At 44.1% G+C, this 24991-nt stretch carries 24 protein-coding genes; 17 read left to right on the forward strand and 7 right to left on the reverse strand.

The genetic code is table 11. The annotated features are described in order from the left end of the window. The first annotated feature begins 29 nt into the window (after positions 1-29). Genes msbA through tcdA form a run of 6 tightly spaced genes read left to right on the forward strand, consistent with a single transcriptional unit; the run spans position 30 to position 5140 of the window. Entirely contained in the window at positions 30-1769 is a 1740-nt protein-coding gene (gene msbA, locus GSF04_RS13275; RefSeq protein WP_211859764.1) for a lipid A export permease/ATP-binding protein MsbA, read from the forward strand. After that, positions 1770-2753: a tetraacyldisaccharide 4'-kinase gene (gene lpxK, locus GSF04_RS13280; protein WP_211859765.1), complete on the forward strand. Its 984-nt coding sequence runs from the start codon at positions 1770-1772 to the stop codon at positions 2751-2753. It begins immediately after the preceding gene. Then, entirely contained in the window at positions 2743-2940 is a 198-nt protein-coding gene (locus GSF04_RS13285) for a Trm112 family protein (RefSeq protein WP_010371492.1), read from the forward strand. Before lpxK ends, GSF04_RS13285 begins: the two co-directional genes overlap by 11 nt. After that, positions 2928-3689, forward strand: a complete 762-nt coding sequence (gene kdsB, locus GSF04_RS13290) for a 3-deoxy-manno-octulosonate cytidylyltransferase (protein ID WP_211859766.1) — start codon at positions 2928-2930, stop codon at positions 3687-3689. The genes GSF04_RS13285 and kdsB overlap by 13 nt, the downstream gene beginning before the upstream one ends. Further along, complete coding sequence (locus tag GSF04_RS13295) at positions 3676-4341, forward strand: TIGR01621 family pseudouridine synthase (protein WP_211859767.1); 666 nt, start codon at positions 3676-3678, stop codon at positions 4339-4341. Before kdsB ends, GSF04_RS13295 begins: the two co-directional genes overlap by 14 nt. A 1-nt stretch (position 4342) precedes the next feature. After that, complete coding sequence (tcdA, locus tag GSF04_RS13300) at positions 4343-5140, forward strand: tRNA cyclic N6-threonylcarbamoyladenosine(37) synthase TcdA (protein WP_211859768.1); 798 nt, start codon at positions 4343-4345, stop codon at positions 5138-5140. 29 nt (positions 5141-5169) lie between these two features. Here the strand turns inward: tcdA and GSF04_RS13305 are convergent, their stop codons facing one another. From GSF04_RS13305 to GSF04_RS13315, 3 genes are all read right to left on the reverse strand, one after another. Next, on the reverse strand, positions 5170-5577 hold the full coding sequence (locus GSF04_RS13305; protein WP_211859769.1) for a SufE family protein: 408 nt from the start codon (positions 5575-5577) through the stop codon (positions 5170-5172). Between the two features lie 4 nt (positions 5578-5581). Next, on the reverse strand, positions 5582-6793 hold the full coding sequence (locus tag GSF04_RS13310; protein WP_211859770.1) for a cysteine desulfurase: 1212 nt from the start codon (positions 6791-6793) through the stop codon (positions 5582-5584). Positions 6794-6895: 102 nt separating this feature from the next. After that, positions 6896-8182: a citrate synthase gene (locus tag GSF04_RS13315; RefSeq protein WP_010371472.1), complete on the reverse strand. Its 1287-nt coding sequence runs from the start codon at positions 8180-8182 to the stop codon at positions 6896-6898. A 415-nt stretch (positions 8183-8597) separates the two neighbouring features. Here GSF04_RS13315 and sdhC point away from each other — a divergent pair, with 415 nt between their 5' ends. The 9 genes from sdhC to GSF04_RS13360 all read left to right on the forward strand — a co-directional run bounded on the left by sdhC (position 8598) and on the right by GSF04_RS13360 (position 19317). Beyond that, positions 8598-8975 (forward strand): succinate dehydrogenase, cytochrome b556 subunit, encoded by a 378-nt coding sequence (gene sdhC / locus GSF04_RS13320; protein WP_125252744.1) that lies wholly within the window; start codon positions 8598-8600, stop codon positions 8973-8975. Continuing rightward, positions 8966-9313, forward strand: coding sequence for a succinate dehydrogenase, hydrophobic membrane anchor protein (gene sdhD / locus GSF04_RS13325; protein WP_010371467.1), 348 nt, complete (start codon positions 8966-8968; stop codon positions 9311-9313). Before sdhC ends, sdhD begins: the two co-directional genes overlap by 10 nt. Then, positions 9314-11086, forward strand: a complete 1773-nt coding sequence (gene sdhA / locus GSF04_RS13330) for a succinate dehydrogenase flavoprotein subunit (protein ID WP_010371464.1) — start codon at positions 9314-9316, stop codon at positions 11084-11086. Between the two features lie 10 nt (positions 11087-11096). Beyond that, positions 11097-11816 (forward strand): succinate dehydrogenase iron-sulfur subunit, encoded by a 720-nt coding sequence (locus GSF04_RS13335; RefSeq protein ID WP_102056724.1) that lies wholly within the window; start codon positions 11097-11099, stop codon positions 11814-11816. An 84-nt stretch (positions 11817-11900) separates the two neighbouring features. Then, entirely contained in the window at positions 11901-14714 is a 2814-nt protein-coding gene (sucA, locus tag GSF04_RS13340) for a 2-oxoglutarate dehydrogenase E1 component (RefSeq protein WP_211859771.1), read from the forward strand. A 10-nt stretch (positions 14715-14724) separates the two neighbouring features. Further along, a complete protein-coding gene (gene odhB, locus GSF04_RS13345) occupies positions 14725-16218 on the forward strand; it encodes a 2-oxoglutarate dehydrogenase complex dihydrolipoyllysine-residue succinyltransferase (protein WP_045989062.1) in 1494 nt (497 codons plus the stop codon). Between the two features lie 173 nt (positions 16219-16391). Then, positions 16392-17558, forward strand: a complete 1167-nt coding sequence (gene sucC, locus GSF04_RS13350) for an ADP-forming succinate--CoA ligase subunit beta (protein ID WP_010371452.1) — start codon at positions 16392-16394, stop codon at positions 17556-17558. Then, entirely contained in the window at positions 17558-18430 is an 873-nt protein-coding gene (sucD, locus tag GSF04_RS13355; protein WP_010371451.1) for a succinate--CoA ligase subunit alpha, read from the forward strand. The genes sucC and sucD overlap by 1 nt, the downstream gene beginning before the upstream one ends. A 320-nt stretch (positions 18431-18750) precedes the next feature. Continuing rightward, positions 18751-19317: a Crp/Fnr family transcriptional regulator gene (locus GSF04_RS13360; protein ID WP_045990491.1), complete on the forward strand. Its 567-nt coding sequence runs from the start codon at positions 18751-18753 to the stop codon at positions 19315-19317. Positions 19318-19382: 65 nt separating this feature from the next. On the opposite strand, the gene GSF04_RS13365 is transcribed toward GSF04_RS13360, so the two are convergent. From GSF04_RS13365 to GSF04_RS13380, 4 genes are all read right to left on the reverse strand, one after another. Then, complete coding sequence (locus tag GSF04_RS13365) at positions 19383-19694, reverse strand: hypothetical protein (RefSeq protein ID WP_010371443.1); 312 nt, start codon at positions 19692-19694, stop codon at positions 19383-19385. A 223-nt stretch (positions 19695-19917) separates the two neighbouring features. Continuing rightward, on the reverse strand, positions 19918-20229 hold the full coding sequence (locus GSF04_RS13370; protein ID WP_211859772.1) for an antibiotic biosynthesis monooxygenase: 312 nt from the start codon (positions 20227-20229) through the stop codon (positions 19918-19920). 119 nt (positions 20230-20348) lie between these two features. Further along, positions 20349-21560, reverse strand: coding sequence for a Xaa-Pro peptidase family protein (locus tag GSF04_RS13375; RefSeq protein WP_211859773.1), 1212 nt, complete (start codon positions 21558-21560; stop codon positions 20349-20351). Between the two features lie 15 nt (positions 21561-21575). After that, the gene (locus tag GSF04_RS13380; protein ID WP_211859774.1) at positions 21576-22811 is read right to left on the reverse strand and encodes an FAD-dependent oxidoreductase; all 1236 of its coding nucleotides are present in this window, start codon (positions 22809-22811) and stop codon (positions 21576-21578) included. A 228-nt stretch (positions 22812-23039) separates the two neighbouring features. Here GSF04_RS13380 and GSF04_RS13385 point away from each other — a divergent pair, with 228 nt between their 5' ends. Together GSF04_RS13385 and GSF04_RS13390 are read left to right on the forward strand one after the other, a co-directional pair. Beyond that, the gene (locus GSF04_RS13385; protein ID WP_211859775.1) at positions 23040-23954 is read left to right on the forward strand and encodes a dihydrodipicolinate synthase family protein; all 915 of its coding nucleotides are present in this window, start codon (positions 23040-23042) and stop codon (positions 23952-23954) included. A gap of 4 nt (positions 23955-23958) precedes the next feature. Continuing rightward, positions 23959-24960 (forward strand): 4-hydroxyproline epimerase, encoded by a 1002-nt coding sequence (locus tag GSF04_RS13390; protein ID WP_211859776.1) that lies wholly within the window; start codon positions 23959-23961, stop codon positions 24958-24960. The last annotated feature ends 31 nt before the right edge of the window (positions 24961-24991 follow it).

The raw sequence follows: 24991 nt of genomic DNA on the forward strand, positions 1-24991 counted from the left end.
AATGCCATATAGAAAAGTAGAGGCTGGCAATGCAACCAACCGACAAGCAGATTTACGCTAGATTATTTAGCTATGTAAAAGACTTTAAACTCGCTGCCATATTTTCAGTAATTGGCATGATAGGGTACGCTGCGATGGACGCTTCGTTCGTTGCGCTAATGGATCCGTTTATCGATGAGGGCCTCACTGCAGGGAATCGCGATGTACTAAAACTGGCTCCCTTTGTTGTCATCGCGTTAGTTATTGGACGTGGTATCTTTAACTATATGGCATCGTATTGCTTGTCTTATGTTGGGTCTCAGGTTGTGCGTGCGTTGCGACAGCAACTATTTGAACATATGTTGTATCTACCTGTGTCGTTTCATGATCAACATTCTAATGGTGAATTGATATCAAAAATCACTTTTGATACTGAACAAGTACAGCAAGCCGTCACTAAGGCGCTTCAAGTGCTGATCCGTGAAGGTGCATTTGTATTTTTCTTACTCATCACTATGTTTTATGCAAGTTGGCAGTTATCGCTCATTTTCTTAGTTGTGGTACCAATCGTGGCGGTGATAGTCACAGTAGTATCCAAGCGTTTTAAGAAAATCTCCAAGAATATTCAAGATGCGATGGGAGAAGTGACGAAAAGCTCTGAGCAAATGATGGCGGGTCATAAAGTCATCCATGGCTTTGGTGGTCAAGATAAAACCATCTCTCACTTTGCTAAAGTTAATAATCATAATCGTCAGCAACGCGTAAAAATGGACGCGACTAAAGCGCTGAGCGTGTCTATCATCCAAATCATAGCGGCGAGCGCAATGGCGGTGATACTCGCGATTGTTGCGATGCCTTCTATGGTAGATAAAATTTCATCGGGCACCTTTGTCACTTTGATCACCTCTATGATGATGATGCTGCGTCCTTTAAAACAACTTGCCAATGTAAATAGTGACCTGCAACGCGGGATCTCTGCGGCGAAAAGTGTGTTTGCGGTGATTGATCTTGAAAAAGAAAAGGACACTGGCACTCAGTCCTTATCTCGTGCTCAAGGTAACCTACAAGTCAAAGACTTAACTTTTACTTATCCATCTAAAAACGATCCGGTAATTGAGTCATTAAACCTTGAAATCAAAGCCGGGCAGAGTATCGCGTTGGTGGGTAGAAGTGGCTCAGGAAAATCAACGATTTCTAATCTTTTACCGCGTTACTATGATATTGAAGCGGGCAGTATAGAGTTAGACGGCACGAATATAAATGATTACCAGCTTGCGGATCTACGCGCGCAGTTTTCCATCGTGTCGCAGCAAGTGGTGTTGTTTAATGACTCCATTGCAAACAATATAATGTACTCGTTAAAGCAACCCTTATCGCAAGAAGCCCTAGAAAAAGTCGTAAAACAAGCCCACGTTTGGGAATTTGTTAAAGATCTTCCTGAGGGCCTAAATACTGTTGTTGGTGAAAATGGCGTAATGCTTTCTGGCGGACAACGACAACGTATCGCCATCGCGCGTGCTATTGTGAAAGATGCACCTATCCTTATTTTAGATGAAGCCACATCAGCATTAGACACAGAATCTGAGCGTTTGATCCAACAAGCGTTGGAAGAGCTGATGGCTGATAAAACAACCATAGTAATTGCCCATCGGTTATCGACAATCGAGCGTTGTGACTGCATCTATGTGCTAGATAAAGGCAAGATCATCGAACAAGGCAAGCATGCTGAATTAGTCGCGCAGGAAGGGGTTTATCATGCACTTTGCAAAATGCAGTTTGGTGAGCAATAAATGGCATCAAAAATAGAGCAAAGTTGGTATAAAAAACCGGGACTACTAACACTATTATTGCTTCCGCTAAGCCTGTTATTTGGACTTATTAGCTCGGTGAGAAAGGGGCTTTATAAACTCGGTATTTGCCCCGCGTACCGCTCGCCTGTTCCGGTTATTATTGTCGGTAACATCAGTGTGGGCGGTAATGGCAAAACGCCATTTGTGCTTTGGTTAGTCCCTTTTCTTGAAAAGCTTGGTTTTAAGGTTGGGGTGATCAGTAGAGGCTACGGTGCGAACCCCAGTTCAACTCCGTTTTTAGTCACTGAAGCGACCTCAACGGAAGAGGGCGGTGATGAACCTTGTTTACTCGCCAAGCGGTTGAAATGCCCAGTGATGATTGGTGCTGATAGACAAGCCAGTATCGAGAAATTATTAGATAATAGCGATGTAAACATCATCGTCAGCGACGATGGGCTACAGCACTATAAATTGGCACGAGATATTGAGTTCTGTATTGTTGATGCTGAGCGACGCTTTGGTAATGGCTTATGGATGCCTGCAGGGCCGCTTAGGGAATTACCTAAGCGTATTCAGAGTGTCGATCTTGCCGTATATAATGGTGGATGCGAAAGTTACTCCTATACGCTAGAGGCGGTTGGTTTTTTTCGTGTTACAGATGATAGTCCGGCATCCAACATAGAAATGGTTGGTGCTTCAGTCTGCGCTATCGGCAACCCCGCGCGATTTGAAAATACGCTCCGAGATAGGGGGATTGTTCTGAGTGAAAGTCTACATTTTGCGGACCATCATCCATATCAAGCGTCCGAATTCTCGCAAATTGAAAACGGCGCTATTTTTATGACAGAGAAAGATGCGGTAAAGTGTCGCACATTTGCAAAAGATAATTGGTATTACCTCAAAGTAGATGCCAAACCTACATCAGCGCTTGAAAAAGCGGTATTAAATTTACTTAAAAAGAAAGAGATTTATCATGGCCTTTGATACCAAATTACTAGAAATAATTGCCTGCCCAGTATGTAAAGGCAAATTAAGATATGACAAAGAAAACAAAGAGTTGATCAGCACAGCAGCCAAGCTTGCGTATCCAATTAAAGATGATATTCCAGTGTTATTGGAAAACGAAGCGCGCGAGCTGAGCAGCGATGAGGTTGAGCAGTGGAATTCGTAGTCGTCATTCCGGCGCGTTATGCTTCAAGTCGGCTGCCTGGTAAACCGCTTGCTGATATCGGCGGCAAATCAATGATCCAGCGTGTTTACGAACAGGCTATTCAATCTGGCGCTGCAGCGGTCTATATTGCTACCGATCACAGTGCGGTATTTGAGGCTGCGCAAAACTTCACTGATAATGTGCTCATGACGCGTGAAGATCACCAATCAGGTACTGAGCGACTCGCCGAAGTTGTTGAACAACTGGAGCTGAACGAACAAACCTTGGTGGTTAATGTACAAGGTGATGAGCCACTGCTAGAGCCTGATAACATCGCACAAGTGGCAGCACTACTGCATCATTCTGATGCACCGATGGCGACGCTATGCGTCGATGTGGAAGATGTAGAAGAGGTGTTAAATCCGAATGCAGTGAAAGTGGTGTCTGATCTTCAAGACAACGCACTGTATTTCTCTCGCTCGTCTATTCCGTTTCAGCGTAACAGCATGTTAACGCTCGACAAAAATAGCATTCCAGTGAGCCATTTTAAACGTCATGTTGGCATATATGCCTATCGTGCGGGCTTTATTCAAACCTATTTATCGCTAAGTGTTTCACCGCTAGAGGTGCAAGAGTCACTAGAGCAGCTACGTGTGCTGTATCATGGATACAAAATTAAGGTCGCTAAAGCGGTTAAGCCGGTGCATGCTGGAGTGGATACCCCCGAAGATTTGGCACGGGTTCAAGAGATACTGAATGGAAAAGTTTAAGCTCATTGCGGACGAGGTAGACTATGTGGTTGCATACAAACCACAAGGTTTGAGCTTCCATAGTGAGGACGGTGCAGGTTTTGTTGCCTTACTGACGGAGCAACTAGGCTATCCCTTATTTGCGGTTCACCGCCTCGATAAAGTCACGTCGGGACTCATCCTTTTAGCGAAGTCTAGCGAGGCTGCAAAGCAGCTGACGAGCCTGTTTTCCGCTCGAAAAATAGACAAATTTTACCTGGCGTTAGTTAGTGCGAAACCGAAGAAAAAGCAAGGCTGGATAAAAGGTGATATGGCTAAGTCGCGTAGAGGCACCTATAAACTGGTTAAAACTAAGCTAAATCCTGCGGTGACTCGGTTTTATTCATGCTCTGTTGCGACCAACCTACGCGCTTGTATCGTTAAACCGTTTAGCGGTAAAACACACCAAATTCGGGTGGCACTAAAAAGCATCGGTGCACCAATTTTAGGTGATTTAGCCTATAGTGGAGAGCCTGCAGATAGAACGTATCTTCACGCATTCTGCCTTGAATTTGAGTGGCAAGGTAACCATCAACGCTATCAAGCGGCGCCTGAAGGTGATGGTGCATTTGGCCATTTATTGGCACATGAAATCTTTGCAAGTTGGCAAAATCCAAGTCAATTAGAGTGGTAACATGACGGATTCGAATAGAGAACTAAGATTTGGCGGTATTGGTCGGTTATACGGTAACGCCGAGTTGGAAGCATTAAGTAAAGCACACTTTTGTGTCATTGGTATTGGTGGCGTTGGCAGTTGGGCTGTAGAAGCGCTAGTGAGAACGGGTATAGGTAAAATAACGCTTATCGATATGGACGATATTTGTGTAACCAACATCAACCGTCAGTTACATGCTCATAGCGAAAGTATCGGGATGCAAAAGATTGAAGCAATGCGAGATCGCTGTCTTGCGATTAACCCAGATTGTGAAGTTACCCTGATCGATGATTTTCTGATGTTAGATAACATTAGAAACTACATTCAAGGCTTTGATTATGTTATCGACTGTATCGACGCGGTTAAAGAGAAAGCGGGGCTAATCGCACATTGTAAGCGCAATAAAATACCGGTGATCACCACAGGTGGTGCAGGCGGTCAAACCGATCCGAGTCAGATCCAGTATGGGGATGTGGCAAAGACGACCCATGATCCGCTGCTGGCAAAAGTACGCTATATTCTCAGAAAACAATATAACTTTAGCGATAATCCAAAACGTAAATTTGGCGTAGATTGCGTGTATTCCACAGAGCAACTCGTTTACCCAAGTACCGATGGCACCGTGTGCAAAGCAAAGCAACAGGCTGAAGGTGGGAAAAATATGGACTGCGCGACCGGGTTTGGCTCTGCTACTATGGTAACTGGGAGTTTTGGTTTTTTTGCGGCGTCCAAAGCAATACGTAAGTACCTAGATAAACAAAGCAAAAGCGGCGAATAAGTGTGCTCGTTTGAGCACCCTATATCACTTTATTTTAATATCTCCGCCTGCACTTGGATCTGTTCAACAATCGCACGGATACCATTACCTCTAGATGGGCTTAGGTGAGCAATTAATCCAAGCGACTCAAACAGTTCATAAGCATTAAACTGGCTTGCTTGTTCTGGCGTTTTACCTGCGTACGCTGCAATGATGATTGCAAGTAATCCTTTGACAATACGCGTATCTGAGTCGGCAATAAGTACGAGTTGTTGCGCGCTTTCATCTAAGTCCAGATAGAGCCAAACTTTACTATCACAGCCTGACACTAACGCTGAGTCGACTTTCAGGGCATAAGGAAGCTCTGGAAGTTGTTTACCTAGCAGCATAATTTCACGATACTTGGCTTGCCAGCCATGACTTTCAGATAATTTTTTTGTGATATGTTCGATATTCATAAGTCTAATCTAGTAATTCGATTGTGGCATTTAATGCGTTAATAAAATGCTCAATATCGTCTTGGTTATTATAAAAAGCCAAACTTGCACGTACTGTTCCATTAACCTTGAGCATTTTCATTAGCGGCTGAGTACAATGGTGTCCGCTTCTGACTGCTACGCCGTATGTATTGAGTAGTGTGGCAAGATCGTAGTGGTGCTCGCTTTTATAGTTAAAACTGACGACGCCAACATTGTTTTGTGTATCGCCATAAACCGTGATGCCTTCAATCTGTCTTAGCTTTGCTAAAAGGGAGTGGTAGAGCGCTTGCTCATAACGTTGAAGTGCACTGGGATCAATCTCGTTTACATAATCTATCGCTGCGGCAAATCCGATAACGCCAGAAATATTGGGAGTGCCGGGCTCAAACTTGCCAGGTGCCTCTCTATAGCTAGATCGCTCGAAACTCACTTCTTTTATCATTTCGCCGCCGGTTTTGTATACCGGGAGCGCATTTAGTTGCTGGTATTTACCATAAAGTCCGCCGACACCTGTTGGTCCAAGCGCTTTATGAGCTGAAAAAACATAAAAGTCGCAATCCAGCGCCTTTAGATCAGGTCTCAAATGCAGTAAAGACTGTGCGCCGTCGATAACCGTGATGGTACCTAAGGCCTTGCAAACCGAAATGAGCGACTCAATTGGATGAATATTCCCAAGTGCGTTTGAAACATGGCCCATTGCTAACACATCAGGTTTATGCTGCTTTAACATCGCAATTGCGCCTTGCTCATCGAGGACGCCGTCTAACATAGGTAACACCAGTAAAGTTGCGCCTGTACGTTGACAAGCTTCTTGCCAAGGCACTATGTTAGCGTGATGTTCAAAGGGACTGATAGCAATGACGCTGTCTGAATTGAAGCGTGCACTCAGGCCATGAGCCAACAAGTTTAGTGATTCAGTTGCGCCGCTGGTCCATACGATTTCTCGTGTTTCAACATTTAAAAAATTGGCAATTGTTTCTCGGGCACTTTCGTAGCGAACAGTGGCGTTTTCACTAAGCGTGTGTAAACCTCTATGTACGTTTGAATTCTCATTTTGATAAAAAGTTTTTATGACATCAATGACTTTGTTCGGTTTTTGCGCAGTTGCAGCAGAGTCAAGATAGCAAAGCGGCTGTCCATCAAGTTGTTTGTTCAAAATTGGAAAGTCGTTGCGCAGAGATTGGATGTCAGTCATAACGTACCTGAGTTAATTGAGCAGCGCGATTCTAACGAATACGCGGCGATATTAAAACAAAAAAGGCCGCATTAAGCGGCCTTTTCAAACACAATAACGAGATTATCTGTCGTTTTGTGTTTTGTAGTCGCGAGACGTGTAGCCTTTGTATAGCTGACGTGGACGACCAATTTTGTGTCCTGGCTGAGAAAGCATTTCGTTCCAGTGTGAAATCCAACCCACAGTACGAGACATCGCGAAGATAACCGTAAACATGCTTGTTGGAATACCGATTGCTTTAAGAATGATACCAGAATAGAAGTCTACATTCGGGTATAGCTTCTTCTCAATGAAGTAAGGGTCTTCTAGGGCAATCTGTTCAAGTTTCATTGCTACGTCAAGCAGTGGATCTTGAATGTTTAGCTCTTTAAGCACTTCGTGACACGTTTGACGCATTACCGTCGCACGTGGGTCAAAGTTTTTATAAACGCGGTGACCAAAGCCCATTAGACGGAACGGATCGTTCTTGTCTTTTGCTTTTGCAACGTACTCGTCAATACGATCAACAGAGCCGATTTCTTCAAGCATAGTTAAACATGCTTCGTTTGCGCCACCGTGTGCAGGGCCCCAAAGTGATGCAATACCTGCTGCGATACATGCGTAAGGGTTTGCACCTGAAGAACCAGCAAGACGAACTGTTGAAGTTGACGCGTTTTGCTCGTGATCTGCATGAAGCATGAAAATACGATCCATTGCTTTAGCAAGCACTGGGCTGACGTTATAGTCTTCAGCTGGCACAGAGAACATCATGTGAAGGAAGTTTTCTGCGTAGCTCAAGTCGTTACGTGGGTATACGAACGGTTGGCCAACGTTATACTTGTACGCCATTGCAGCAATCGTTGGTAGCTTAGCTACTAATTTGATTGCACAACGCATGCGCTGATCTTCATCAGAGATATCCAAATCTGAGTGGTAGAACGAAGATAACGCACCAACTACACCACATAGCATTGCCATAGGGTGTGCATCTACACGGAAGCCTTGGAAAAACGCAGCAATTTTCTCGTGCATCATTGTGTTGCGAGTGATCTCATCTGAGAACTCAGCTAGTTGTTCTTCGCTTGGTAATTCACCGTTTAATAGTAGGTAGCAAAGTTCAATATAGTTAGAATTTTCAGCAAGTTGCTCAATTGGATAACCGCGATGAAGCAGTACACCTTTGGCACCGTCAATGTAAGTGATAGACGAGTCACAAGAGGCAGTCGACATAAATCCTGGGTCATACGTAAATAGGCCGTGAGCACCTAAAGAACGAACGTCAACTACGTCTTGTCCAGCTGTACCTTCGTAAATTGGTAACTCAATCGGATCGTGACCATCAATATGGACTGTGGCTTTTTTATCTGCCATCTATTTGTCTCCTATTTAATAACAATATTCTGATTGTTATGTTGTGATACTAATGTTAAGCAAATTCAGATCATTCTAACTTATAACCTAGGTTAAAAGTCAATTTTTCTGTGATTTATGCATAAATGTATAATAAATATTCTACGACGATTAAATATTAGACCATTCGCTAATTCGCAAGCGTCTCTATCTAAACAAGAATTGTAAAAGGGCGCATAGCCTTATATACTGTCAACGGTTTTATACCGTATCGTCTGTGGGTAAACCTATTTTTACATCAATTTTTACACTCGAGTGAACTTTTTGGTGTCCTAATTGGTTTATCTAGAGTGTGCCACCTACATTTCAATATGTAGGTGGGTTTCATAAAAACAAGTAGATGAGCTCCTTTGTGGGCAAAGATGGGCAAGTAACTGTGAAAAAGCAAAGACCTGTAAATCTAGATCTTACGACTATATCTATGCCGCCAACGGCTAAAGCGTCGATTCTTCACCGTGTCACCGGTGTCGCTTTCTTCTTCGCTTTGACCTTTGTGATTTGGGCTTGGTCTGAATCCCTTTCTTCTCCTGAAGGCTTCGAGTTTGTAAAAGAACTGATGTCTGGCTTTATCGCGAAATTCATCGCGTGGGGCACCCTAACTGTATTGTCTTACCACATCATCGGTGGTATCCGTCACATGATCCAGGATATGGGACATTGGGAAGAATTAGAATCAGGCAACAATAGCGCGAAGATTGCACTAGCACTTTGGGTTATCGTAGCAATTTTGGCTGGAGTATGGATATGGTCTTAAATCAAGCGACTCTAAAGCGTGATGGCGTACAAGACTACGTGTCACTACGTACAACTGCGTTAATTATCCTAGCTTACGCGGTATTCATCGTAGGCTATCTTCTAATTACTCCTGAACTGACTTATGAAGCTTGGTCAGGGTTGTTCTCAAACTTAGCTGTGAAAGCAGCAACGATGATCACACTAGTATGCATCATGGTACATACACGCATCGGTTTGTGGCAGGTTCTAACTGACTACGTTAAGAACTCAACAACTCGCACTATTCTTGGCTTTGTATTAAACCTTATGGCTTTAGCTTACGTAGCTATTGGTCTGTTTGTTCTGTGGGGTGTTTAAGTGAAATATAACGTACGTGAATTTGACGCAGTTGTAGTCGGTGCAGGCGGTGCGGGTATGCGCGCGGCACTTGCTATCTCGGAATCAGGCAAAACTTGTGCTCTTATTTCAAAAGTTTTCCCAACTCGTTCTCATACAGTATCAGCACAAGGCGGTATCACCGTTGCGCTAGGTAACTCTCACGAGGACAACTGGGAATGGCACATGTACGATACGGTTAAAGGTTCTGATTACATCGGTGACCAAGATGCTATCGAGTACATGTGTAAAACAGGTCCAGAAGCTATCACTGAACTTGAGAACATGGGTCTACCTTTCTCTCGTTTTGAGAACGGTCGCGTATATCAGCGTCCTTTCGGTGGTCAGTCGAAAAACTTTGGTGGCGAGCAAGCTGCACGTACAGCAGCCGCAGCGGACCGTACTGGCCACGCGTTGCTACACTGCCTATATCAGCAAAACGTTAAAAACAAAACAAACGTTTTCTCTGAGTGGTATGCACTAGATCTAGTAAAAAATGACAATGGCGATGTAGTGGGTGTCACCGCAATCGACATCGAGTCAGGTGAAATCACTTATTTCAAATCAAAAGCAGTTGTTCTTGCAACTGGTGGTGCGGGTCGTATTTTCGCATCAACAACTAACGCGCACATCAACACGGGCGATGGCGTTGGTATGGCGGTTCGTGCTGGCATTTCAATGCAAGACATGGAAATGTGGCAGTTCCACCCAACGGGTATCGCAGGTGCGGGTGTACTAGTAACAGAAGGTTGTCGTGGTGAAGGTGGTTACCTTCTAAATAAAGATGGCGAGCGCTTCATGGAGCGTTATGCGCCAAACGCGAAAGACCTAGCGTCACGTGACGTTGTTGCACGTTCAATGATGACTGAGATCCGTGAAGGTCGTGGTTGTGATGGTCCTTGGGGTCCGCACATCAAGCTGAAGCTTGACCACTTAGGTGCTGAGACACTTAACTTACGTCTTCCTGGCGTTTGTGATCTAGCGAAGACATTCGCACACGTAGACCCAGCAGAAGAGCCAATTCCAGTAATCCCAACTTGTCACTACATGATGGGTGGTGTACCAACTAACGTTAACGGTCAAGTGCTAAACGTAGACGGTCAAGGTAACGAAAAGATCGTTGAAGGTCTATTCGCAGTAGGTGAGATTGCGTGTGTATCTGTACACGGTGCAAACCGTCTAGGTGGTAACTCACTGCTTGACCTTGTCGTATTTGGTCGTGCGGCGGGCAACTTCCTTGGTACTTACTTGAAAGATGCTGAAATCGCTAAAGAAGCAAGCAACGATAACGTAGACGCAGCACTTGCGCGTACTAACCGTTGGGAAACTTCTGCGAAAGGTCAGGGTGAAGATCCTGTACAAATCAAGAAAGATCTACAACGTTGTATGCAGCTTAACTTCTCGGTATTCCGTGAAGGTGACGCAATGGCTGAAGGTCTTAAAGAACTTAAAGAAATTCGTGAGCGTCTACAGTACGCACGTCTTGACGATAAGTCTGCTGAATTCAACACGCAACGTATTGAGTGTCTAGAGTTAGATAACTTGATGGAAACAGCGTACTCGACAGCGGTTGCTGCGAACTTCCGTACGGAAAGTCGTGGTGCACACTCTCGCTTCGATTACCCAGAGCGTGATGATGAAAACTGGTTGTGTCACTCGATTTACAACCCAGAGTCTGAGTCTATGAGTAAGCGTGAAGTTAACTACGCGCCTAAGACTCGTGAAGCATTCCCACCGAAAGCACGTACATACTAGGAGCTAAGCGATGGCAACTTTAGAATTATCTGTTTATCGTTATAATCCTGATGAAGATGCGGCACCACGCATGCAAGACTATTCTCTAGAAGTAGAGGAAGGTCGTGACATGATGGTGTTAGATGCTCTTATGCAGTTAAAAGAGCAAGATCCATCTTTATCTTTCCGTCGTTCATGCCGTGAAGGGGTATGTGGTTCTGACGGTATTAATATGAATGGTAAAAATGGTCTTGCATGTATTACTCCAATTTCTGCTTTGCAGAACGGTGGTAAAGGCAAGGTCGTCATTCGTCCATTACCAGGTCTTCCGGTGATCCGTGACTTAGTAATCGACATGAGCCAGTTCTATACGCAATACGAGAAGGTTAAGCCATTCTTGATCAACGACAAGCCAACTGGTGGTGAAGAACGTCTTCAGTCTATTGAAGAACGTGAAAAGCTAGATGGCCTGTACGAATGTATTCTTTGTGCATGTTGTTCAACGTCTTGTCCTTCTTTCTGGTGGAACCCAGATAAGTTCATCGGTCCTGCGGGTCTTCTACATGCTTATCGTTTCTTGGCTGATAGCCGCGATACAGCGACAGAAGAACGTCTTGCTGGTCTTGATGACGCGTTCAGCGTATTCCGCTGTCACAGTATTATGAACTGTGTTAGCGTATGTCCAAAAGGCCTTAATCCAACTAAGGCAATTGGACAAATTAAATCAATGTTGTTAAACCGTTCGGTATAACACATACTACTAGCTAAGATGGCAAGCAAAAGCTTGCCATCTTGTTTTCGTTTGAGTTTCTGCGCTAGATAAAAGGGCTAATAGATGCACGAAGGTGTGATGAAGGCATGGCTAGAATCTTCGCATTTGTACGGCGGTAACGTTGCGTACGTAGAAGATCTATATGAGGCGTATCTAGATGATGCAGCTTCAGTGCCAGAAGAGTGGCGAGAGGTGTTTGATCAACTACCTAAAGTTGATGGAGTGGATGTTGACACTAAACATTCAGAAGTAAGAGCGCAATTTGCGGAGCTTGCTAAAAACAAACACAGAGAAGTCGTGGTTTCCGCAGAGGGTTCTGCTGATGCCAAGCAAGTTAAAGTTCTGCAGTTAATTAATGCATTCCGTTTCAGAGGTCATCAGAACGCAAACCTAGATCCTTTAGGGATTTGGGATAGAGAACGTGTTCGCGATCTTGACCCTGCTTTTCATGATTTAACCGATGCAGACTTAGATAAAGAATTTAACGTTGGCTCTTTTGCTTGTGGCAAAGAGACAATGAAACTCAAAGACTTGTACGCTGCGCTTAAAGCGACATACTGTGGCTCTATCGGTGCTGAGTACATGCACATCACGTCTACCGAAGAAAAACGTTGGTTACAACAGCGTTTGGAATCGTCCTTCTCGAAGCCACAATTCGACAAAGAAACCAAACTAAGAATCTACAAAGGTTTAACTGCTGCAGACGGCTTAGAAAAGTACTTGGGCGCAAAATTCCCAGGCGCTAAGCGTTTCTCTCTAGAAGGCGGTGACTCACTTGTGCCTATGCTGAAAGAGCTTATTCACCGTGCTGGTGAAAGCGGTCAGCAAGAAGCCGTAATTGGTATGGCCCACCGTGGTCGTCTAAATGTACTAGTGAATGTATTGGGTAAAAACCCGCAAGAACTATTTGACGAGTTTGCTGGTAAATACGGCGAACACGCAGGTTCTGGTGACGTTAAATACCACATGGGTTTCTCTTCAGATTTCGGTACGAAGGGCGGCAATGTTCATATGGCATTGGCATTTAACCCATCTCACCTTGAAATCGTAAACCCGGTAGTAATGGGGTCGGTACGTGCTCGTCTTGACCGTTTGAATTGCCAAAGTGGTTCTAAAGCATTACCAATCACAATTCACGGTGACTCTGCAATCGCAGGTCAAGGTGTTGTTCAAGAAACGTTTAACTTATCGCAAACGCGTGCATACGGCGTTGGCGGTTCGATCCGTATCGTAGTTAATAACCAAGTTGGTTTCACTACGTCAAAACGCGAAGATACTCGTTCGACTGAATACTGTACTGATATCGCTAAAATGGTTCAGGCACCTATCTTCCACGTGAACGCAGACGATCCTGAAGCCGTTGCTTTTGTTACACAAGTTGCACTTGATTTCCGTAACAAGTTTAAACGTGATGTGGTGATTGACTTAGTATGTTACCGTCGTCACGGCCACAACGAAGCGGATGAGCCAAATGCAACGCAACCGCTGATGTATCAGAAGATCAAAAAGCACCCAGTACCTCGTCAATTGTATGCTGATCAACTTGTACGCGAAGGCGTGATTTCTGAAGACGATGCGAAACAAATTGCTGACGATTACCGAAATGGTCTTGATAAAGGCGTTTGTGTTGTAGAAGAAATTCAAAAAGAAACCAAACACTCATCAGATTGGTCTAAGTATGTTGGTCACGATTGGGACACGCCGTATGAGCCAAAAGTTGCGCTAAATAAACTCAAAGCGCTTGGCGAAAAGATTGCGAGCTACCCAGAAGCTCATAAAGCACAATCTCGCGTTAAAAAGATTTACGATGATCGTAAACTTATGGCGCAAGGCGAGAAAATGCTTGATTGGGGTATGGCTGAGACATTGGCTTACGCGACCTTGGTTGATGAAGGCACTGATATTCGTCTTACCGGTCAGGATTCTGGCCGTGGTACATTCTTCCATCGTCATGCCGTAGTTCATAACCAAAAAGACGCGTCTACTTATCTTCCGCTGCAAAACATTCGTGAAGGCCAAGGCTTGTTCGAAGTGTACGATTCAGTACTTTCGGAAGAAGCGGTACTTGCATTCGAATATGGTTACGCGACAGCAGAGCCAACGTCTTTGGTACTGTGGGAAGCGCAATTTGGTGACTTCGCCAACGGTGCTCAAGTCGTATTTGATCAATTCCTAAGTTCAGGTGAGCAGAAGTGGGGTCGTTTATGTGGTCTAACACTACTTCTTCCTCATGGTTATGAAGGTCAAGGTCCAGAGCACAGTTCTTCGCGTTTAGAGCGTTATTTACAGCTTTGTGCTGACCACAATATGCAAGTATGTGTGCCGTCAACACCAGCGCAAGTATACGCAATGCTACGTCGTCAATCGGTTCGTCCACTACGTCGTCCTCTGATTGTAATGACGCCTAAGTCGCTATTACGTCATCCATTAGCCGTTTCTAGCCTAGAAGAGCTATCCGAAGGCGTATTCAATAACATGATCGATGAGATTGATGATATCAATCCTGAAAACGTTGAGCGTGTTGTGTTCTGTAGTGGTAAGGTTTATTACGAACTACTGCAAGAACGTCGTAAGCAAGAGCTTAACAACGTGGCTATCGTTCGTGTTGAACAGCTATATCCATTCCCTCACAAAGAGATGGATGAGATCATGGCTCGCTACCAGCACGTAAAAGATTTTGTTTGGTGTCAAGAAGAGCCACAAAACCAAGGTGCTTGGTACTGTTCACAGCATCATTTCTGGGAAGCTATCCCAGCTGGCGCAAATCTGACTTATGCAGGCCGTAAGGCTTCAGCTGCACCAGCATGTGGATACATGTCTACACATACTAAAGAACAAAACGCGTTAATTGCTGACGCTTTAACAATTAAGAAATAAGGAATAAGAGATGACAACCGAAATTAAGGTTCCTGTTCTTCCTGAGTCTGTTGCCGATGCAACGGTTGCTACATGGCATGTAAGCGTTGGCGATAAAGTGACTCGTGATCAAAACTTAGTTGACATCGAAACGGATAAGGTCGTTTTAGAAGTTGTAGCACCAGAAGACGGTGTTATCGTTGCAATTTCTGAAGAGGAAGGCGCAACCGTTCTTGGCGAACAAGTTATTGCACAACTAGGTGCTGCTGATGAAGCAGCAGCGCCTGCTCAATCAAATGAAAAACCAGCAGCGTCAGAATCGGCGCCAGCAGCAGAAGGTAAAGAAGTGGACATTAAAGTACCTGTACTTCCTGAGTCAGTAGCAGACGCTACTATCGCAACTTGGCACGTTCAACCAGGTGAAGCGGTTAGCCGCGACCAGAACCTAGTTGATATTGAAACAGATAAAGTGGTTCTTGAAGTTGTTGCACCTGAAGACGGTGTGATGGGTGAGCACATCCACGCTGAAGGTGAGACAGTACTAGGTGATCAAGTTATCGGTAAAATCGTTGCCGGTGGCGCACCAGCTGCATCATCAAGTGCGAAGAAAGAAGAAGCACCAGCTGCTGCTTCTGACGAAAACTCAGATGTACTAACACCATCTGTTCGTCGTCTTATCGCAGAGAAAGGCCTTGATGCTGCTAAGATCAAAGGTTCTGGTAAAGGCGGTCGCATTACTAAAGAAGACGTGGACGCTTTCCTTAAAGCACCAGCAAAATCAGAGTCTAAGCCAGCGGCTTCTGCACCAGCTGCCCCGGTAGGTGAGCGTACTCAGAAACGTGTACCTATGACTCGTTTACGTAAGACAATCGCTAACCGCTTACTAGAAGCGAAGAACTCAACAGCAATGCTTACGACGTTCAACGAAGTAAACATGAAGCCAATCATGGATCTTCGTAAGCAGTACCAAGAGGTATTTGAGAAGCGCCACGGTATTCGTTTAGGTTTCATGTCTTTCTACGTGAAAGCGGTAACTGAAGCACTTAAGCGTTTCCCTGAAGTTAACGCGTCAATCGACGGTGACGATATCGTTTACCACAACTACTTTGACATCAGCATCGCGGTATCAACACCTCGTGGTCTAGTGACTCCAGTACTACGTGATTGCGATAAGCTTTCTGTTGCTGAAATCGAGAAGAATATTCGTGAATTGGCTATTAAAGGTCGTGATGGCAAACTAACTGTTGACGATATGACTGGCGGTAACTTCACTATTACCAATGGTGGTGTCTTCGGTTCACTACTATCTACGCCTATCATCAACTTGCCACAGTCTTCAATCTTGGGCATGCACAAAATCCAAGAACGTCCTATGGCAGTAAACGGTAAAGTTGAAATTTTACCTATGATGTACCTAGCACTATCTTATGACCACCGTCAAATCGATGGTAAAGAGTCAGTTGGTTTCCTAGTAACAATTAAAGAGTTGCTTGAAGATCCAACACGTCTACTACTAGACGTATAATATTTGTTTAAAGAATAAGCTGTATGCTCGCATACAGCTTTTTTTTTGCGCCTTTGGTCTAAGTGGGGTTTTCATCAGAAGCCTTGGGATCTATACTATGTGCGCAATTTGGGATAGCTGACTATTTGCATAAATATTCAGCTTTTTTAGTATAAAAAATTGGATAAAGCATCATGAATTTGCATGAGTATCAGGCAAAACAACTTTTTGCCGAATATGGTTTACCTGTATCAGAAGGCTTTGCTTGTGATACACCTCAAGAAGCAGTTGAAGCTGCTGGTAAAATCGGTGGAGACAAGTGGGTTGTTAAGTGTCAAGTACACGCTGGCGGCCGTGGTAAAGCTGGCGGTGTTAAACTTGCAGACAGCAAAGACGAAATCCGCGCATTCGCTGAAAACTGGTTAGGTAAAAACCTAGTTACTTACCAAACAGACGAGAAAGGTCAGCCTGTTGCTAAAATCTTAGTAGAAAGCTGCACTGATATTGCAAATGAACTATACCTAGGTGCTGTTGTTGACCGTGGTTCACGTAAAATCGTGTTCATGGCATCAACTGAAGGTGGTGTAGAAATTGAACAAGTTGCAGAAGAAACGCCTGAACTAATTCATAAAGCTGAGATCGACCCACTAGTAGGTCCTCAAGCTTACCAAGGTCGTGAGCTAGCGTTCAAACTAGGTTTGAACCCAACTCAAGTTAAGCAATTCACTAAGATCTTCATGGGTCTAGCGCAAATGTTTATCAACCACGACTTTGCTCTACTAGAAATCAACCCTCTAGTGATCACAGACGCTGGTAACCTACACTGCCTAGACGGCAAAATCGGTGTAGACGGCAACGCATTGTTCCGCCAGCCTAAGATCCGTGAATTCCACGACCCTTCACAAGAAGACGCTCGTGAAGCACACGCAGCAAGCTTTGAACTTAACTATGTAGCACTAGACGGTAACGTTGGTTGTATGGTTAACGGTGCAGGCCTTGCGATGGGTACTATGGACATCGTAAACCTACACGGCGGCAAGCCAGCTAACTTCCTAGACGTTGGTGGCGGCGCGACTAAAGAGCGTGTATCTGAAGCATTCAAGATCATCCTTTCTGACGACAATGTTAAAGCAGTGCTAGTTAACATCTTCGGTGGTATCGTACGTTGTGACATGATCGCTGAAGGTATTATCGGTGCGGTTAAAGAAGTTGGCGTAAACGTACCAGTAGTTGTACGTCTTGAAGGTACTAACGCTGAAGCTGGTCGTGAAGTACTAGCTAACTCTGGCCTTGACATCATTGCAGCTGAGTCACTAACTGACGCTGCTGAGAAAGTAGTTGCTGCTGCGGAGGGCAAATAATGTCTGTACTAATTAACAAAGATACTAAAGTAATCTGTCAAGGTTTCACTGGTGGTCAGGGTACTTTCCACTCTGAGCAAGCTATCCAGTACGGTACGCAAATGGTTGGTGGTGTTTCTCCTGGTAAAGGCGGCACAACTCACCTAGGTCTACCTGTATTTAACACAGTACGTGAAGCGGTAGAGTCAACTGGTGCAACTGCATCTGTTATCTACGTACCAGCTGCGTTCTGTAAAGACGCTATCCTTGAAGCGATCAGCGCAGGTATCGAACTAATCGTATGTATCACTGAAGGCATCCCTACACTAGATATGGTTGATGTTAAAGTGAAGCTAGAAGAAACTGGCGTTCGCATGATTGGTCCTAACTGCCCAGGTGTTATCACTCCAGGTGAAACTAAGATCGGTATCATGCCAGGTCACATCCACTTACCTGGTAAAGTAGGTATCGTGTCACGTTCTGGTACTTTGACTTATGAAGCAGTTAAGCAAACAACTGACGCTGGCTTCGGTCAATCTACTTGTGTTGGTATCGGTGGTGACCCAATCCCAGGCACTAACTTCATCGACGTACTAGAGATGTTCCAAAACGATCCGCAAACTGAAGCTATCGTAATGATCGGTGAGATCGGCGGTACAGCTGAAGAAGAAGCGGCTGAGTACATCAAGCACAACGTAACTAAGCCTGTTGTTTCTTACATCGCAGGTGTTACAGCTCCTCCAGGTAAGCGTATGGGTCACGCTGGTGCAATTATCGCAGGCGGTAAAGGTACAGCTGATGAGAAATTCGCAGCACTTGAAGCAGCGGGTGTTAAAACGGTTCGCTCTCTTGCAGAAATCGGTTCTGCACTAAAAGAGAAAGCGGGTTGGTAAGTTAATACCACACGTTAAAAAGGCTCCTTATGGAGCCTTTTTTGATCTACTTAACCTGAACTCGGGATAAGAAGTTAGTTAATCCACTAAAATATCCAAGTTCAAAAGTGTAATATCACTCTAGCCAGAAGTTATCTCTTAATACAATGCAAATTTGCGTAAATAGCTGACCTATTGCAAGAAAATTTAACGCAGTAGTAAGGGATAACAGCTGCTAGCGAACAAGTTGTTATCCTGAAGCTCTGGTTACTTAAGTAGATCAAAAAATTGGTATTATCACAGCGAGTATAATTAATTTGACTTCAGTGAGAGGACTGTGTATGCCTTACCAAACTTTAGGTCAGCTCTGTGAAACAATGAAAGCTGAACTCTTAGCGTTCACTGATGAACATCCTGAATTTATTAGAACAAAACATGCTCGAGGCGAAATAGTGCTGTCACAAGGTGCTAAACAGGATATTGGCTATTTTATCGAAAAGGGGAAGCTAGTTTCCTCAGCTATCAGCGAGGGTGGAGAGATAAGGCATAAGGAGTTTTATTTTCCAGGTGAGCTATGTATTTTGTATGCCGAATGGATAAGGGACTTACCAAGCCACTTTCAACTAGCTGTAATTGAAGATGCGATATTAGTGCACGTTCCCTTGAACCTGTTCAAGCAGCAGACAACAACAGAGCTTAAATTAAAGTTGTTTCAACAACAGTTACTCTTTAAAGAGGCAAAGGAAGCTTTTTTACTTTTAAACACGGTTGAAGAACGCTACCGATTTTTACTTGAGTATAGAACTGATTGGGTAATGAAGATTACTAATCAAGATTTGGCAAACTATCTAGGATGCACGGCACAAGGGTTATCAAGAATTAAAAATAGAATAAAGAAAATAAATTAATTAATTTTAATAATAAACCACTATTAGAAAAATAGGAATTATAGTGGTTTATTATAATTTAGGGGTTACTCGTTAACGGTTTTAGTATTTAATTTACTGCTTTGCAGTGGGGTATATACATCTCTATACATTACTGAAGAACCAAAAAAGCTCCTGTAAGTGCCAAGTATCACCTTACCACCTTCACATGTGGCTTCTTCTTCAGTCAAATACCAAGGCGTATTTGAACGCTCCGAAGCTGAATAACTATAGAGTACGCCATTAACGCTTGTTATCCCATTAGCTGCATAATAGCACTCACTTGAATAATAAGTAACTTCTTGGGCAGATACTACCGATGCTCCTAATACCATAGATAACGCAATGAGTGATTTCATTCTATTTTCCTTTAAAATGTTAACTTACGTTGATTTGAGAATTTATCATAGAAGAGTTTTTAAAATATGCCACCAGTAATTTATGAAGTTTTTTATTTAAAAGTTGCAATTTTTATATTAGTTGCTATTTGAAGGACTTTTGTCGTAATTTGAAGTTGTCTTGCTAGAGATAAAAACAGCTAGAGCAAGACAATTTAGTCGGTGGTGGTAATCGTTAGTAGCCTTATAAGCTATATTCACGTTCTACCTTAGCAATACGAGTTGTATAGCTTTGATACCATTTTTTATTGCCGTTTTTTTGTGCCTCAATATGCTCAGCATTGGCTTTCCATGCTTTGATTGATTCTAGGTCGCGCCAATAAGAAACGGTGATCCCAATCTCTTCACGCGCAGATTCTAATCCTAAAAATCCAGGTTGAAGCTGTGCAAGCTCGACCATTCTCGACGCGGTTTGGGCGTAGCCCTCGTCGTCTTCATTTTTAATATTGGTAAAAATTACGGCGTAATAGGGTGGTGGTGGTGTAGTTGCTATCATAAGTTGTGACGCAGTAGATTGAAGATATTAAGTTTATACCAATTAACCTGTGCTTAAATCAATCACGATAAATGATGAGCTGCTTATCAGAGCATCTCATCATTTAGCCATCACTAAGGTTATTCAACCCCAAAAGGATTGTCTATGCTATGTGCAGGTTCAGTAAACCAACGCGGACCATCGTCGGTCATATAGAAATGGTCTTCCAAGCGAATGCCAAATTCATCAGGAATAACCAGCATAGGTTCATTTGAAAAACACATTCCAGCTGCAAGCGGTTCAGGGTTGTCTTTGACTAAATAAGGCCATTCGTGGATATCTAAACCGATACCGTGTCCAGTGCGATGTGGGCAACCAGGTAGTTGATAATCAGGACCGAGCCCATTGCTGGCAATATACTCTCTAGCGGCTTTATCAACAGCGCCACAGGGCGCACCAATTTTGGCTGCATTAAATGCTGCAATTTGCGCTTGCTTCTCGATTTGCCAAGCGGACTTTTGCTTTTCACTGGGGTCGCCAAAAACATAAGTACGGGTGATATCACTAAGATAGCCGTGTAACTTACAACCTGTGTCGACGAGAACCACATCGCCTTTTTTCAGCGTTTGTGGATTTTTTACACCATGTGGGAATGACGACGCCACACCAAATAGCACAATACAAAAATAATTGCCCGGTGCCCCCACTTTTTTGTGTGCTTCATTAATAAAGGCTTCAACTTCGGTTGTGGTGATCCCTTCATACAGCATAGATGCCGTTGCTTTATGTACGGCAAGTGTCATGTCCATTGCACGTTGAATAAGGGCAATTTCATTGGCCGATTTATGCATTCTACAATGCGCGGTTACTGCCTTTGCATTGATAAGCGAAAGCTCAGGTGCCGCGAGTCTGATCCCATCAGCAACAAAAAACGCAGTGCTTTCGTCAATGGCGAGTGTGCCTGTGCTATCAATATTGAGTGTGTTAAGTACGTTTGCGAGGAGCTCGTAAGGAGATTCTTCTTCTTGCCAAGCATGAATAGGGCCTTCAATCAGCCAATAATCCTTAATAGAGCCAATTTCAAAAAACGGGACGATAAACTGAACTTGTCCATTGGCGGGTAAAATAGCACCGACCAAACGCTCACTGGCGTACCATTGCAAACCAGTAAAGTATTTTAAATTTGTACCAGCATTTAAATAGAGTGCATCAATGTTGTTCTGCTGCATATATTGTTGAGCTTTCTCTATTCTTGCTAAATACTCGCTTTCGCCAATTGGCGCTACGCCTTTTGTCATATCTTCTAAGTTATCTAGCGCCTGTTGCGCGCTCTGGTATGCAATACCTTTCATTTTTGTGATCCTTAGCTAATTAAATCGAGCAATACTAAAGGGAGTAAGATCGATGTCGTTGGGCTTGTTGTCAATAAGATCTGCGATACATTCACTTGAAATTGCGGCTTGGGTCAGTCCTAAGTGCTGATGACCCAGTGCAAAATAAAGGTTGTGATGATTTGGCGCTTGTCCGATGACAGGTAAATAATCTGGGAGTGAGGGACGGCAGCCAACCCACAAGTCATCATTTTGCTGTGGCAGCGATGAGTTTAACAATATACTTGCATGATGCAATAATACGCGAGCACGGCTGTAGTTGGGTTTACTCTCCAGTGCAGCAAATTCTACCGTTCCGGCCAGTCGCAAACCTTGTGACATGGGCGTCATGATAAACCCTCGCTCACTTGATGCGATAGGTCGTGTAAGCGTATTATTCACTGCCAACATGTTGTGATAACCGCGCTCGGCAATCATGGGCAGTGAGTAACCTAAAGACGCACAGAGCGTTTTACTTGCAGCACCCGTTGCTACAACTACTTTGTTAAAGGTCATCTTGTGGCTTTTGGAGTGAAGTGTGTAGCCACGCTCTGTGTGGGTAATATTGTCGATTGAGCCTTGTTTGAATGCTCCTCCTAGCTGCATAAACTGTTCATATAACGTCAAACAGAGAGCGTAGGGATCTGTGCTATGCGCGACTTTATCAAAATACAGTGCCGAGGTAATGGCACTTGATAGGCTCGGCTCCATTTCTCGGGCTTGATCACCCGTAAGTAAGCTCACTGAGATATCTTGTTCGGCGTATTTGTTATAGCTTTGACGCGCAGAGCTTTCGTCACCTTCAAATACCAGTAAACTGCCGTTGCTAGATATAAGTGTATGATACTTATCACCAAGTAAACGCTGATATGCGGGTAGTGCGCGTTCATTTAAACTTCTAAGTGCGATTGTACCTTTGTGGAAGCAGCTGCTTTTCATTTGCTTTAAGAAGCGGACAAACCAAGGAATATTTTTGAGCAAAGAGGTGCTCTCAATTCGCAAGGGCCCCTTCGGATTGACTAACATGCCAGGCACCTTTGTTAGTAAAGCTGCGTCTGCCATGGGGAATACCTGCTCTGTGGCAAAATGCCCCGCGTTACCCTTAGAGCACCCCTCTGCGGGCTGATTTTTATCGAACAAGGTAACAGCGTGGCCTCGTCGAGCTAATTGCAGTGCGGTGGTGATCCCAATGATCCCTGCGCCTATCACTGCAATTTTATTATTACTTTCCACAATTTACCTCACCATCCTAAATTGTATTTCCACATAGACATCAATCAGGTCTCGTTTAAATACCTACAAGAAAAAATTTACCACTTATAAATCATAAGATTACAGATATTTAGGCCAGTCATTTGAGTTGATGGCTAAAAAATCTCTCTTTTGAATATTGATTATTGTATACAATATACCTATGATGGCAAGCACAATAACTAAACAACCTAATGAAAGGCGAGAACCATGAACGTAAATTGGCAGGGTGTATATCCAGCAGTAACCACTCAATTCCATGATGATGAAAGCATCAACTTTGATACTACCAAAGAGATGATAGATAACCTGATTAACGAAGGGGTTCATGGCATCATAGTATTAGGCACCGTCGGTGAAAATTGCTCACTCACGGCTAACGAGAAACGCCAAGTTTTAAAAGCTGCAACAGAAGTGGTAGGTGATAGAGTGCCACTACTTAGTGGTGTGGCTGAAACCACAACTGCGCTTGCTGTCGAGTTTGCCAAGGATGCAGAAGCGCTTGGCATAGATGGACTAATGGTATTGCCAGGGATGGTTTACCGTTCAACCGAGCGCGAAGCAATTCATCATTATCAACAGGTAGCGCGAAGCACAGCATTACCTATTATGATTTATAACAATCCGGTGACCTACGGTGTCGATGTGTCTATTGAAGGCATGAAAACCTTAGCTGAGGAGTCCAATATTGTTTCTGTAAAAGAAGCAACGGAAGATACCCGTCGTATTAGCGAGCTGTTTAGCGCATTTGGCGATCGCTACGTGGTATTTGGTGGTGTTGATGATATCGCACTGGAAAGCCTGATGCTGGGAGCGACAGGTTGGATCTCGGGATTGACCAATGTATTCCCACGCGAGTCAGTGGCTATTTATAAACTTGCTGAACAAGGTCGCTATGAGGAAGCGCGCGCGCTGTGGCGTTGGTTTTTACCTTTGCTACGCTTAGATACTATTCCAACACTAGTGCAGTGCATCAAATATGCAGAACATTTGGCTGGACGCGGTAGTGAAGTGACTCGTTCTCCAAGATTGCCACTCACCCAAGAGCAAAAAGCTTACGTGAGTCGTTTGTACGATGAAGCGATGGCAAATCGAATTGACTTAAGCCAATATAACTTGGACTAAGCGTATGATTTTAGGCACCTACTATTGTATAGATGGCCACACTTGTGGCAATCCCGTGCGCTTGGTCACAAGCGGTCATCCAACGCTTTTGGGCGAGAGCATGAGTGAAAAGCGCCAGCATTTTTTACGTGACTACGATTGGATAAGGCGCGCACTGATGTTTGAGCCTAGAGGCCATGACATGATGTCGGGTGCCTTTTTATATCCACCGACCACTGCTGATGGGGATGTGGCAATCCTATTTATCGAAACCTCTGGGTGCTTGCCTATGTGTGGGCATGGCACTATCGGGACAGTCACTTTTGGCCTTGAAGGCGGCCTTATTACTCCAAAGGAACAGGGTGTACTCAAGCTTGACACCCCAGCGGGGCGCGTGAATGCTTATTATGAGATGAAAGCAGGTAAAGTGACTTGGGTAAGGCTCTACAATGTGCCGGCATTTTTGGCTTACCAAGCGGTGCCTGTCCATGTTGATGGGCTAGGGGAGCTCATCGTTGATATTGCCTATGGCGGTAACTTTTACATTATTGTTGAGCCTCAAAGTCTATTTGCTGGTGTGGATCAAAGTTGCGCCGCCGAATTACTGGCGTGGAGCCCCAAAGTGCGCGCGGCAGTTAACGCGCAAATAAATCCAATTCATCCTGAAGACTCTACCGTGTGTGGTGCCTCCCACGTGTTATGGACAGGTAAGCCACAACATCCAGATAGTCATGCGGCCAACGCGGTATTTTATGGCGATAAAGCGATTGATAGGTCGCCTTGTGGTACCGGCACAAGTGCACGAATGGCACAGTTGTTTGCAAAAGGACTGATAAAAGAGGGCGATACTTTTGTTCACGAGAGCATCATAGGCAGCCAATTTATCGGCAAGGTTGAAGGCACAACTGAAGTCGCGGGAAAAGCCGCAATTCTGCCAAGTATTCAAGGCTGGGCACGTCAAACGGGGAGTAATTGTATCACTGTAGATGACGAAGACCCATATGCATTTGGTTTTCAGGTGCTCTAGCCATTAAGACTGAAAGAAAACAGGAGCTAAC

Source organism: Pseudoalteromonas sp. A22 (assembly GCF_018141345.1).
Taxonomy (GTDB): domain Bacteria; phylum Pseudomonadota; class Gammaproteobacteria; order Enterobacterales; family Alteromonadaceae; genus Pseudoalteromonas; species Pseudoalteromonas maricaloris.